Genomic DNA, 11,995 nt, shown 5'->3' on the forward strand with positions numbered 1-11,995 from the left:
GCCCGCGCTCACGTGGCGGCCCCAGTTTGGCCGCCGCTCTCGTTTTCACGCCGTAGAGACACTCCGATGGCTGTTCCTAAAAGAAAAACTTCGCCGTCGCGGCGGAACATGCGTCGTTCGCACCACGCGCTCGGCCCCAACTCCTTCCACGAAGACAAGGAAACGGGCGAGCTGAAGCGTCCGCACCACGTCGACCTGAAGACCGGCATGTACAAGGGCCGCCAGGTCCTGACGCCGAAGGAAGACTGAGCCTCCTCACATCGTGGGAGCTTCCGAGACGCCGGCCGCGAGGCCGGCGTTTTGCGTTACTGCGTCCTTCCGCGGGCCTGCACCCTCTCGCGGCTGGCGGCGACCATCTCGGGGGTGACCTCGCGGTTGTGGACGACCGAGCGCTCGTGCTCGAGCTTGAGGCCCTCGCCCATGGGCAGCTCGTAGCCGTCGTCGATCATGGCCTTGTAGGTCACCAGCATGTCGGCCTCGATCGAAGCCATCTCGCCGGCGAGCTTCAGCGCCGCGGGCATCAACTCGGCCGGCTCGACCACGCGGTTCACGAGGCCCCAGTCGTAGGCCTGCTGGGCCGACAGGAAGTTGCCGGTGAGCGAGAGCTCCTTGGCCCGGTAGGGGCCGATGCAGCGGCTGAGCTTCTGCGACAGGCCCCAGCCCGGCGTGATGCCGACGCGGGCGTGGGTGTCGGCGAAACGGGCGTTGGTCGAGCAGATCAGCACGTCGCAGGCAAGGGCCACCTCGAAGCCGCCGGTGATCGCCACGCCGTTGATGGCTCCGATGATGGGCTTGGAGCAGGCCAGCACGGCGCGGGCCGGGTTCTCGGCCGGATCGGTGGCGTTGGCCGCGCCCATGCCCAGCGGATCGGTGGAGAGTTCCTTCAGGTCTAGGCCGGCGGTGAAGGCCCGCTCGCCGGCGCCCGTCAGCACGATCACGCGCACGTCGCGGTCGGCGTCGAGTTCGACGATGGCCTGCTGCAACGCGGCCCTGAGCGCCTTGGAGAGGGCGTTCATCGCCTCGGGGCGGTTGAGGGTGACGACGGCGACGCCGTCCAGGGGCTTTTCGACGAGCAGCATGCGGGATCCTCCGAGACGCTCCCGTTGGCCCGGCGCCGCAGCGTCGGTCAAGCCGTGGCGCGCAGCGGGGACGGGTCGTCGAGCGCGTCGCGCACAGCAGGCAGGCGGGCGCGGCTGACGGGGAGGGGCGGCCCTTCGTCCAGATGCAGCCGCCAGCGGCCGCCGTCGCGTTCCAACCGCTGCACATGCGCCAGGTTGGCGATCGCCGAGCGGTGGATGCGCAGGAAGCTGGGCGGGAGCTGGGCTTCCAGCCGGTCGAGGCGCGCGGCGTGCAGCAGGCTGCGTCCGCCGGCGAGACGCAGCTCCACGTAGTCGTCGGCCCCCACGATGGCCAGGATCTCGGGAATGGGCACGAGTTGGACGCCGCACGCGGAGGCCACGGTCAGCCGGTCGGGGCGGCTGGCGGCGCGCGTCAGGGCGGCCTCGCGGGCGGTGTCGTCGCGGCCCAGGCGGACGACCTCGGCGATCAGCAGCGGCAGCACCAGGGCCGCGGCGAGCACAAAGAAGGAGACGTCGAGCAGCCAGAAGGGCCGAAGGACGCCCAGCGCCAGGAACAAGCCGAGCCAGGCCAAGGTGGCGCGCGCGCCGGGGAGTCGCGCCACGACACCTGCCAGCGCCGCCACGCCGGCCAGGCCGACGCCCAGCATCAGCGCCACGCCGGTCTTGATGTCGAAACCCGGCACGAACCAGGTGAGCGGAAGGGCGATCGTGGCCGCGGCCAGCAGCAGCGCGCGGCGACGCGGCAGGAACCGCGAGCCGGCCCAAGCGACCAGCAGGAAGGCGAAGACCAGCGCCAGCAGCCAGATGCCCATCACCCGCCACGTGTGGACGGGATAGTCGTAGCGCCAGAGGTGGCGGAGGTTCTCCACCAGCGCCTGAGTGGCGGCCACGCCGGCGAGCGCGCCCAGCGTCAGGCTGGAGCCTGTGCGACGCATGGCCCAGATGGCGCCGAAGCCGAACGCGGAGGCTGCGAGCGCGCCCGCGGCGACGAAGGTGATGGCGAGCAGGGGCAGTAGCGACGGCTGCTTGGCGGCGGCGATCCCGAGCCAGCCGATCGGGCTCGCGAACCTGAGCCCCACGTGATGCGCCGACATCCGAACGACGAGTTGGTTGCCGGACGGCCGCCAGAGGGCGTCGGGGATTAGCAGTTCGGCTTGGTAGCGGCCAGGGCGCTCGGCCTCCGGCGTCGGGCCAGGCTGGCCGTTGGCGCCCAGGCGCACGCCGTTGAACCAGACCTCGGAGGACGCTGCCCCGAAGAGGAAGACGGCCTTGGGTCCGCCCTGCGCACGCGGCGGAACGCTCGCGCGGAGCCAGAGCTCGCGGCCCTGCGGATCGACCTTGCCCGCGAGGGGATGGCAGTCGGTGAGCGAGGGCGCGCCACCGGCTACGACACCGCGGCAGACGTCCCACGCCGGCTGCTGGGCCTGCGCCGCGCCGGCGACGCCGAACAGCAGGAAGACGATGACGAGCAGGCGCCACATGCCGCCACTGTACGGCGCCGTTCGCCGATCCGCGCGGTGGTTCACCGATGGAGCGTGGCCGTTCGCCGATGCGCGCGTCACGCGCCGCCGGGCGATGGCACGGTGGGGGACATGACGCTTCATCGCCGCGCCCTGCTGGCCGCCGCCAGCCTCGCCATGCCTGCTCACGCGCTTGCCCAGCCGCAGGCCGGCCCGTTCAAGTTCAAAGGCTGGCGCGGCCAGGAGACCGACGCCGAGCGCGGCTTCTTCGAGGTTCCGGAAGACCGGCGCGATCCGAAGTCGCGGAAGATCCGGTTGAGCTATGTCCGCTTCGCCTCGACGTCGGCGAGGCCGGGCCCGCCGATCGTTTATCTGGCGGGCGGCCCTGGCGGCACGGCGACGGGGACGATGACGGGTCCACGGTTCCCGATCCTGCTGGCGCTGCGCGAGCATGCGGACGTGATCGCCTTCGACCAGCGGGGCACGGGCCTTTCCAACCACATCCCGCGGCGACCTACGCCCGCCGGCCCGCCGCCGGCTTTCACGCGCGCCGGGTTGACGGCGCACGTGCGGGCCGAGTTCGCCAGGGCCTGGGCCGACTGGACGGCGCAGGGCGTCGCGATGGCTGGCTACAACACCGCCGAGAGCGCAGACGACATCGATGACCTGCGCAAGCGCCTTGGGACCGAGCAGATCGACCTCTGGGGCATCAGCTATGGCTCGCACCTGGGGTTGTCGGTGCTGAAGCGGCATGGGGACCGGGTGCGGCGCGTGGCGCTGGCGAGCCTGGAGGGCCAGGACCAGACGGTGAAGCGGCCCGGGCGGCTGGATCTCTACCTCAAGCGCGTGGACGCGCTGCTGGACGTGGATCCGGCGGTGCGGGCGGCCATCCCCGATCTGTCCGCGCTGATGCGGCGGGTGCATTCGCGGCTGGAGCCCGCGCCGGCGAGGATGACGATGACGCTGCGGGGCGCGCCGACCGAGGTGCTCGTCGGCGGCTTCGCGGTGCAGATGCTGGCTGGCAGCCTGATCGCGAACCCCGAGACCTTGATGATGCTGCCCGGGCTCTATCGCGCCCTGGACGCGGGTAACGTCGCGGTGCTGGCGCCGTTCATGGGGCAGATGTCGGGACTGTTGAGCGTGGGCGGCATGCCGGAAGCGATGGATCTGGCGTCGGGCATCTCGCCGGCGAAGCTGCGGATTGTCGAGCGCGAAGCGCGGACGGCGGTGCTGGGCGACGCGCTCAACTTCCCGATGCCGCACCTCTTGGGCGCCGTGCCGGGCGTGGACCTGGGCGAGGACTTCCGCAGGTCGATTCGCATCGACCAGCCCGCGCTACTGGTCCAGGGTACGCTTGACGGACGCACGCCGTTGGAGGAGCAGGCCGAGGTGGCGGCGCAATTCCGCAACAAGGCGCAGCTGACCGTGGAGAACGCGGGCCACAACGTCTTCGAGGCGCATCCGGAGGTGCAGACGCTGCTGGTGCGGTTCTTCCAGGGCGAGGCGGTTTCGGACGCCAGGCTCACCAATCCGGCGCCGAAGTTCCGCGTCACCTAAAGCGCGTAACATTGCTCCCGTCATCGAAGCTGGCTAAGGGTCCGCCCCGCCACCCGAGGGAGCCCCATGACCGAGATCGTCGACATCATCGCCCGCGAGATTCTGGACAGCCGGGGGAACCCGACGGTCGAGGTGGACGTGATCCTCGAGGACGGTTCGATGGGCCGCGCGGCGGTGCCGTCGGGCGCCTCCACCGGCGCGCACGAGGCGGTCGAGAAGCGCGACGGCGACAAGAAGCGCTATGGCGGCAAGGGCGTGCAGCAGGCCGTCGATGCGGTGAACGGCGAGATCTACGACGCGCTGTCGGGGTCGGACGCCGAGGACCAGCGGCGGATCGACCGCCTGCTGATCGAGCTGGACGGCACTCCTAACAAGGCCCGGCTGGGCGCGAATGCGATCCTCGGCGTGAGCCTGGCGACGGCGAAGGCGGCGGCGAGTTCGGCGGCCCTGCCGCTCTACAAGTACGTGGGCGGGGTCTCGGCCCGCGTCCTTCCGGTGCCGATGATGAACATCATCAATGGCGGCGCGCATGCGGACAATCCGATCGACATCCAGGAGTTCATGATCCTGCCGACCGGCGCGGACACCTTCGCCGAGGGCCTGCGGATGGGCGCGGAGATCTTCCACGCCCTGAAGGCGCAGCTGAAGGCCGCCGGCCACAACACCAACGTCGGCGACGAGGGCGGCTTCGCGCCCAACATCGGCTCGGCGGAAGAGGCGCTGGCCTTCATCGTCAAGGCGGGCGAGAGCGCCGGATACAAGGCCGCCAAGGACTTCCACCTGGGCCTGGACGTGGCCTCGACCGAGTTCTTCAAGGGCGGCAAGTACGTCATGGAAGGCGAGGACAAGACGGTCGATCCAGCCGGCATGGTGGCCTATCTCGAAGGCCTCGTGGCCAAGTTCCCGATCGTTTCCATCGAGGACGGTTGCGCCGAGGACGACTTCGAGGGCTGGGGCCTGCTGACCAAGGCGCTGGGCGGCAAGATCCAGCTGGTGGGCGACGACCTGTTCGTGACCAATCCGGCCCGCCTGGGCATGGGCATCGGCAAGGGCCTCGCCAACTCGATCCTGGTGAAGGTCAACCAGATCGGCACGCTGTCCGAGACCCTCGACGCCGTCGATCTGGCGCATCGCAACAGCTACACGGCCGTGATGAGCCACCGCTCGGGCGAGACCGAGGACTCGACCATCGCCGACCTCGCGGTCGCCACGAACTGCGGGCAGATCAAGACCGGCTCGCTGGCGCGCTCGGACCGCACCGCCAAGTACAACCAGCTGCTCCGCATCGAGGAGGAGCTGGGCGACCAGGCGATCTATGCCGGCAAGGGCGCCCTGCGGGCGCTGGCCAGGGTCTAGGAAAGGGCGGCGGCGAGCGCGCCACGCCGCCGCCGCAACCCTAAATTAAGCATGCCGGCCGCTATCGTCGGCGTAGGCAACCGTTGTGATTCCCGTGCTCGCATTCCTGCGTCCGTACCTGTCCACCGCCGCGCTGGCGCTGCTGATCTTCTATTTCGGCTACCACGCCTTCACGGGCGAGGGCGGCCTGCTGCAGTCCGACAAGCGCGACGCGACGCTGACCGCGAAGACCGAAGAGCTGAAGACGGTCACCGCCCAGCGGCGCGACCTGGAAGTGCGGGCGCAGCTGCTGCGCGACACCAGCCTTTCCGCCGATCTGCTGGAGGAAAGGGCGCGCTCCCTGCTAGGCTTCGCCGACCCAAGGGACTATGTGATCCGGATGGAACCTTAGGGCCGGATTCCGGGTCCTTCGACATTAAACGATCACGGGGTGACGCATGGCGCGCGGGCAGGCCGGCACGGCTGGTCGACGTAAGGCCAACGGCGCGGACAAGTCCGCGGCCAAGAAGGAAGAGCTCCTCGAGTATTACCGGCAGATGCTGCTCATCCGCCGCTTCGAGGAGCGCGCGGGCCAGCTCTACGGCATGGGCCTGATCGGAGGCTTCTGCCACCTATACATCGGGCAGGAGGCCATCGCGGTCGGCTGCGAGGCGGCCAAGCGACCCGGCGACCAGATGATCACCGGCTACCGCGATCACGGCCACATGCTGGTCTGCGGCATGGACCCCAAGGAGGTCATGGCCGAGCTGACCGGACGCATCGGCGGCTCGTCCAAGGGCAAGGGCGGGTCGATGCACATGTTCTCGACCGAGGCGGCGTTCTACGGCGGCCACGGCATCGTCGGCGCCCAGGTGTCGCTTGGCACCGGCCTGGCCTTCGCCAACGCCTACCGCGGCGACGGCAAGGTCTGCTTCGCCTACTACGGTGACGGCGCGGCGAACCAGGGCCAAGTCTACGAGAGCTTCAACATGGCCCAGGTCTGGAAGCTGCCGGTCGTCTACTGCATCGAGAACAACGAGTATGCGATGGGCACCGCCATCGACCGCTCGTCGTCCGAGACCAAGCTCCACAAACGCGGCATCTCGTTCAACATCCCGGGCGAGGAAGTGGACGGCATGGACGTGCTGGCGGTGAAGGCCGCCGCCGAACGCGCGGCCGAGCACTGCCGGAGCGGGAAGGGCCCCTACATCCTCGAGCTGAAGACCTACCGCTACCGCGGCCACTCGATGAGCGACCCGGCCAAGTACCGGACGCGCGAGGAGGTGGACGAGGTCCGCAAGACCCGCGACCCGATCGATTTCGTCGAGGACCTGCTGGAGAAGAACGGCTGGGCTGACGAGGCGGCGATGAAGGCCATCGACGCCGAGGTGAAGCGCATCGTGGCCGACGCGGCCGAGTTCGCCCGCACCAGCCCTGAGCCCGACCCCTCCGAGCTCTATACGGACGTCTACACGGAGAGCCGCGCGTGACCGACATCCTGATGCCGGCCCTGTCGCCCACGATGGAAGAGGGCACGCTCGCCAAGTGGCACGTGAAGGTCGGGGACAAGATCTCCTCCGGCGACGTGATCGCCGAGATCGAGACCGACAAGGCCACCATGGAGGTGGAGGCCGTCGACGAGGGCGTGGTCGAGGCGATCCTTGTGCCTGAGGGCACCGAGGAGGTGAAGGTCAACACCGCCATCGCGCGGCTTGCCGGCGAGGCGGGGGCGAGCGCCCCGGCGCCGAAAGCCGAACCTGCGCCGGAGCCGGCGACCGATCCCAATCCGCAGCCGGCGTCGCGCGCCGAGGCCAAGGGCGACCCCGTCCGGGCCGCGGCGGCCGCGCCCGCCGCGCCCGCCGTCGCGCTGAAGGACCCGGACCTGCCCGAGGGCGTGAACCTGGTGAAGGTGACCGTTCGCGACGCCCTGCGCGACGCCATGGCCGAGGAGATGCGCGCCAACCCTGACGTCTTCCTGATGGGCGAGGAAGTCGCGCAGTACCAGGGCGCCTACAAGGTGTCCCGCGGCCTGCTGGACGAGTTCGGTCCCAAGCGAGTCATCGACACCCCGATCACCGAGCATGGCTTCGCCGGCATCGGCGTGGGCGCGGCCATGGCGGGCCTGAAGCCGATCGTCGAGTTCATGACGTTCAACTTCGCCATGCAAGCCATTGACCACATTATCAATTCTGCTGCGAAGACGCTGTATATGTCCGGCGGCCAGATCAAGACGTCCATCGTCTTCCGCGGCCCGAACGGCGCGGCGGCGCGGGTTGGCGCGCAGCACAGCCAGGACTACGGCGCGTGGTACGGCCACGTGCCCGGGCTGAAGGTTCTGGCGCCCTACGACAGCGCCGACGCCAAGGGCCTCTTGAAGGCCGCCATCCGCGACCCGAACCCCGTGGTCTTCCTGGAGCACGAGATGCTCTATGGCCAGGAGTTCGACGTGCCCGAGGGGATCGACTGGGTCGTGCCGATCGGCAAGGCCAGGGTCCGGCGCGAAGGCACGGGCGTCACGCTGGTCGCGTACTCCCGCATGGTCGGCTTCTGCCTGCAGGCGGCCGAGGAACTGGCCAAGGACGGCATCGAGGCCGAGGTCGTCGACTTGCGCACGATCCGCCCGATGGACATCGAGACCATCGTCGAGAGCGTGAAGAAGACCAACCGCCTGGTGACCGTCGAGGAAGGCTGGGGCCCGATGGGCGTCGGCGGCGAGATTTGCGCCAAGGTGACGGAGCTGGCCTTCGACTATCTCGACGCCCCGCCGCTGCGCGTCCACCAGGAGGACGTGCCGCTGCCCTACGCGGCCAACCTCGAGGCGCTGTCCATGCCCTCGGTGGAGCGGATCGTGGCGGCGGCGAAGGCGGTCTCTTACCGGTCATGAGCCAGAGCCCGTTCACATGGCGGGCAGGCGGGTGTCACTGCGGCGGCGTGCGCTTCGAGGTGGCGGTGCCGGATCGTGTCGAGGCGCAGAGCTGCAACTGCTCGATGTGCGCCAAGACAGGCTTCGTGCACGTCATCGTGCCGGAAAGCCGGTTCCGGCTGACCAGGGGCGCGGACCGGCTGGCCGAGTACACGTTCAACACGCGTGTCGCGAAGCACCTCTTCTGCTCCGAGTGCGGCATCAAGAGCTTCTACCGGCCGCGCTCGAACCCGGACGGCTGGAGCGTCAACGCTCGCTGCCTGGACAGCGTCGACGGCCTCGAGATCGTGATCGAGGCGTTCGACGGCCAGAACTGGGAGGCGAACGGCGCGAGCCTCGCCCACCTTTCGAAGGAGCACGCATGAGCCGCCGGCTGCATGGCCAGTGTCACTGTGGCGCGGTGCGCGTCGAGATCGAGGGCGTGCCGGCCGACGACCTGCCGCTGCGCGCCTGCCAGTGCGGCTTCTGCCGGCGCCACGGGGCGATCTCGACGAGCCACCCAGACGCCACGATCAGGTTCGCCGGCCGGTTGATCCACTACCGGTTCGGGCAGCGGCGGTCGGACTTCCTGATCTGCGCGGCCTGCGGCTGCTATGTCGGCGCCGCGACCGAGATCGAGGGGGCCCGATACGCCATCCTGAACGTGCGCGGCGTGGACCTGCCCGGGTTCGACGGCCGCGAGCCCGAGCCCATGGTCTACGACGACGAGACGCCAGAGACACGCGCTGCACGGCGCAAGGCTCGCTGGTCGCCCGCCGACCTGACCGAACTTCAACCGAGCGCCTGAAGAGCCCGGAGACGACATGTCCATCGAAGTCCTGATGCCCGCCCTATCGCCCACCATGGAGGAGGGCACGCTCGCCAAGTGGCACGTGAAGAAGGGCGATGCGGTGAAGTCCGGCGACGTGATCGCCGAGATCGAGACCGACAAGGCCACCATGGAGGTGGAAGCGGTCGACGAAGGCGTCGTCGAGGACATCCTGGTCCCCGAAGGCTCGGAAGGCGTGAAGGTCAACACGCCGATCGCGCGCCTGGCGGGCGAGGGCGCGCCGGCGGCCAAGGTCAACGGCGCCGCGGCCCAGGCCGCCGCGGGCGAACCTGAGAAGCAGCCCCCCGAGACCGCCAAGCCGCGGCCTGAAGGCGAGGGCGCCGCCCCCGTCGCGCCGAAGGTCGAGCTGCGCGACCCCGAGCTGCCGGATGGCGTCAAGCTGGTGAAGACCACCATCCGCGACGCCCTCCGCGACGCCATGGCCGAGGAGATGCGCCGCGACGACACGGTGTTCCTGATGGGTGAGGAAGTCGCCCAGTACCAGGGCGCCTACAAGGTCTCGCGCGACCTCCTGCAGGAGTTCGGCGACAAGCGGGTGATCGACACCCCGATCACCGAATACGGCTTCGCGGGCCTCGGCGTCGGGGCGGCCATGGCCGGCCTGAAGCCGATCGTCGAGTTCATGACCTGGAACTTCGCCATGCAGGCGATCGACCACATCATCAACTCGGCGGCCAAGACGCTTTACATGTCCGGCGGCCAGATCCGCTGCTCGGTGGTCTTCCGCGGTCCGAATGGCGCGGCGGCGCGCGTGGGCGCCCAGCACAGCCAGGACTATTCGGCCTGGTACGCCCAGGTGCCGGGCCTGAAGGTGATCGCCCCCTATGATGCGGCCGACGCCAAGGGCCTGCTCAAGGCGGCGATCCGCGACCCCAATCCGGTGGTCTTCCTCGAGCACGAGATGCTCTACGGGGTGGAGTTCGAGGTTCCAGAGGGCGTGGACTGGGTGGTGCCGATCGGCAAGGCCAAGGTGCGTCGCCAGGGCTCGGACGTCACTATCACCACCCACTCGCGGATGGTCGGCCACGCCCTGAAGGCCGCCGAGCAGCTGGCCGGCGAGGGGATCGAGGCCGAGGTCATCGACCTGCGCACCCTGCGCCCGCTCGATCACGAGACCATCGTCGAGAGCGTCAAGAAGACCAACCGCCTGGTCACCGTCGAGGAAGGCTGGGGCCCGATGGGCGTCGGCGCCGAGGTGATCTCGCGAGTGCTCGAGCACGCCTTCGACTATCTCGACGCCCCGCCGGCGCGAGTGCACCAGAAGGACGTGCCGCTGCCCTACGCCGCCAATCTCGAGGCCCTGTCGCTGCCGTCGGTGGAGGACATCGTCACGGCGGTGAAGGCGGTCACCTACAAATGACAAGCCCGAATTCCGCTCCTCCCGGCGGAATCCGGGACCCAAGCGGACTTTCCGCCATCCCGAGCTCGGCTTGGGCCCCGGCCTTCGCCGGGGTGAGCGGAGGGAGGGGTCATGGCTGATTCCTTCACCTGGAAAGCCGGAGGCTGCCATTGCGGCGGCGTGCGGTTCGAGGTGGCCCTGCCGGAAGTGGTCGAGGCGCAGACGTGCAATTGCTCGATGTGCGCCAAGACCGGCTTCGTGCACATGATCGTGCCGGAGGCCCGCTTCCGCCTGACCAAGGGCGAGGAGCGGCTGAGCGAGTACACGTTCAACACGCGGGTGGCGAAGCACTACTTCTGCGCCGAATGCGGCGTGAAGGCCTTCTATCGACCGCGTTCGAACCCCGATGGCTGGTCGGTCAACGCCCGCTGCCTGGACGAGGCGGCGAAGCTCGACCTATCCGCCTTCGACGGCCGGAACTGGGAGGCGGGCGCCGCCGCCCTGGCGCACCTGTCCATGGAGCGGTCATGACCCAGGTCCTGACCGGCCATTGCCACTGCGGCGCGATCCGCGTGGAGCTGGCGCCCGGCCGGCCGGTGGCGGAATTGCCGGTCCGCGCCTGTCAGTGCGGCTTCTGCCGCCGGCATGGGGCCAGGACCACCAGCGATCCCATGAGCCGGCTGAACATCGAGGCCGCGCCGGGATCCCTGAACCGCTACCGGTTCGGCCGCCGCGCGGTCGACGCCCTGCTCTGCGAGGAGTGCGGCGTCTATGTCGCCTCGATGCTCGAGGCCGACGGCGCGCTGCTGGCCACCTTGAACGTGGCCGGCGTCGATCTCGACGGCTTCGAGGACCGCACGGCCGAGCCCGTGACCTATGACGACGAATCCGACGAGGAAAGGCTGGCCCGGCGCAAGGCGCGCTGGACCCCCGCCGTCCTGGTCGAAACCCTACCCAGCGCCTGAAGAAGCGATCCCATGCCCATCGACGTCCTGATGCCCGCGCTGTCGCCCACCATGGAGGAGGGCACGCTCGCCAAGTGGCACGTGAAGAAAGGCGACACCGTCCGCTCCGGCGACGTGATCGCCGAGATCGAGACCGACAAGGCCACCATGGAGGTGGAAGCCGTCGACGAAGGCGTTGTCGAGGACATCCTGGTGGCGGAAGGCGCGGAGGGCGTGAAGGTCAACACGCCGATCGCGCGGCTCTCCGGCGAGGGTGAGACGGCCGCGCCGACAGCCCCCCCAAAAGCGGAGCAACCTGCGCCGACGCCGACGGCCGCACCGGCCCCGGCCGAGGCTCCGAAGGCGGCTGCGCCGGCTCCGGTCGCCGCGACGGCGTCCGGCGAGCGGATCTTCGCCTCGCCCCTGGCCCGGCGGATCGCGGAACAGAAGGGCCTGGACCTCAGCCAGGTCCAGGGCTCTGGCCCGCATGGCCGGATCATCAAGCGCGACGTGGAGACCGCCCAGCCCG

14 protein-coding genes are annotated in these 11,995 nt (G+C 69.6%); 12 read left to right on the forward strand and 2 right to left on the reverse strand.

All coding sequences use genetic code 11. From position 1 onward, the window contains the following. The first annotated feature begins 66 nt into the window (after window positions 1-66). Window positions 67-249 (forward strand): 50S ribosomal protein L32, encoded by a 183-nt coding sequence (gene rpmF, locus VGD44_RS02165; RefSeq protein WP_068875442.1) that lies wholly within the window; start codon window positions 67-69, stop codon window positions 247-249. Between the two features lie 56 nt (window positions 250-305). On the opposite strand, the gene VGD44_RS02170 is transcribed toward rpmF, so the two are convergent. Next, entirely contained in the window at window positions 306-1,079 is a 774-nt protein-coding gene (locus tag VGD44_RS02170; protein ID WP_331083406.1) for an enoyl-CoA hydratase, read from the reverse strand. A gap of 47 nt (window positions 1,080-1,126) precedes the next feature. Then, window positions 1,127-2,560 carry a LytTR family DNA-binding domain-containing protein gene (locus tag VGD44_RS02175; RefSeq protein ID WP_331083408.1) on the reverse strand — a complete coding sequence of 478 codons (1,434 nt, stop codon included), beginning with the start codon at window positions 2,558-2,560 and terminating at the stop codon, window positions 1,127-1,129. A gap of 111 nt (window positions 2,561-2,671) precedes the next feature. On the opposite strand from VGD44_RS02175, the gene VGD44_RS02180 reads away from it, so the two are divergent. The 11 genes from VGD44_RS02180 to VGD44_RS02230 all read left to right on the forward strand — a co-directional run. Then, window positions 2,672-4,096, forward strand: coding sequence for an alpha/beta hydrolase (locus tag VGD44_RS02180; RefSeq protein WP_331083410.1), 1,425 nt, complete (start codon window positions 2,672-2,674; stop codon window positions 4,094-4,096). Window positions 4,097-4,162: 66 nt separating this feature from the next. Further along, window positions 4,163-5,452, forward strand: coding sequence for a phosphopyruvate hydratase (eno, locus tag VGD44_RS02185; protein ID WP_331083412.1), 1,290 nt, complete (start codon window positions 4,163-4,165; stop codon window positions 5,450-5,452). Window positions 5,453-5,546: 94 nt separating this feature from the next. After that, entirely contained in the window at window positions 5,547-5,843 is a 297-nt protein-coding gene (locus VGD44_RS02190) for an FtsB family cell division protein (protein ID WP_331083414.1), read from the forward strand. A gap of 46 nt (window positions 5,844-5,889) precedes the next feature. Next, complete coding sequence (pdhA, locus tag VGD44_RS02195; RefSeq protein ID WP_331083416.1) at window positions 5,890-6,921, forward strand: pyruvate dehydrogenase (acetyl-transferring) E1 component subunit alpha; 1,032 nt, start codon at window positions 5,890-5,892, stop codon at window positions 6,919-6,921. Next, entirely contained in the window at window positions 6,918-8,315 is a 1,398-nt protein-coding gene (locus VGD44_RS02200; protein ID WP_331083418.1) for a pyruvate dehydrogenase complex E1 component subunit beta, read from the forward strand. The genes pdhA and VGD44_RS02200 overlap by 4 nt, the downstream gene beginning before the upstream one ends. Then, on the forward strand, window positions 8,312-8,719 hold the full coding sequence (locus VGD44_RS02205) for a GFA family protein (RefSeq protein ID WP_331083420.1): 408 nt from the start codon (window positions 8,312-8,314) through the stop codon (window positions 8,717-8,719). The genes VGD44_RS02200 and VGD44_RS02205 overlap by 4 nt, the downstream gene beginning before the upstream one ends. Then, entirely contained in the window at window positions 8,716-9,141 is a 426-nt protein-coding gene (locus tag VGD44_RS02210; RefSeq protein ID WP_331083422.1) for an aldehyde-activating protein, read from the forward strand. Before VGD44_RS02205 ends, VGD44_RS02210 begins: the two co-directional genes overlap by 4 nt. Window positions 9,142-9,157: 16 nt before the next feature. Further along, complete coding sequence (locus tag VGD44_RS02215; RefSeq protein ID WP_331083424.1) at window positions 9,158-10,543, forward strand: pyruvate dehydrogenase complex E1 component subunit beta; 1,386 nt, start codon at window positions 9,158-9,160, stop codon at window positions 10,541-10,543. Between the two features lie 111 nt (window positions 10,544-10,654). After that, window positions 10,655-11,053, forward strand: a complete 399-nt coding sequence (locus VGD44_RS02220) for a GFA family protein (protein ID WP_331083426.1) — start codon at window positions 10,655-10,657, stop codon at window positions 11,051-11,053. Then, the gene (locus VGD44_RS02225; protein ID WP_331083428.1) at window positions 11,050-11,487 is read left to right on the forward strand and encodes an aldehyde-activating protein; all 438 of its coding nucleotides are present in this window, start codon (window positions 11,050-11,052) and stop codon (window positions 11,485-11,487) included. The genes VGD44_RS02220 and VGD44_RS02225 overlap by 4 nt, the downstream gene beginning before the upstream one ends. A gap of 12 nt (window positions 11,488-11,499) precedes the next feature. Then, on the forward strand, window positions 11,500-11,995 hold a 496-nt coding region (locus VGD44_RS02230), incomplete at its 3' end, for a biotin/lipoyl-containing protein (protein WP_331083430.1).

This window comes from Phenylobacterium sp. (assembly GCF_036402295.1).
Lineage (GTDB): Bacteria > Pseudomonadota > Alphaproteobacteria > Caulobacterales > Caulobacteraceae > Phenylobacterium.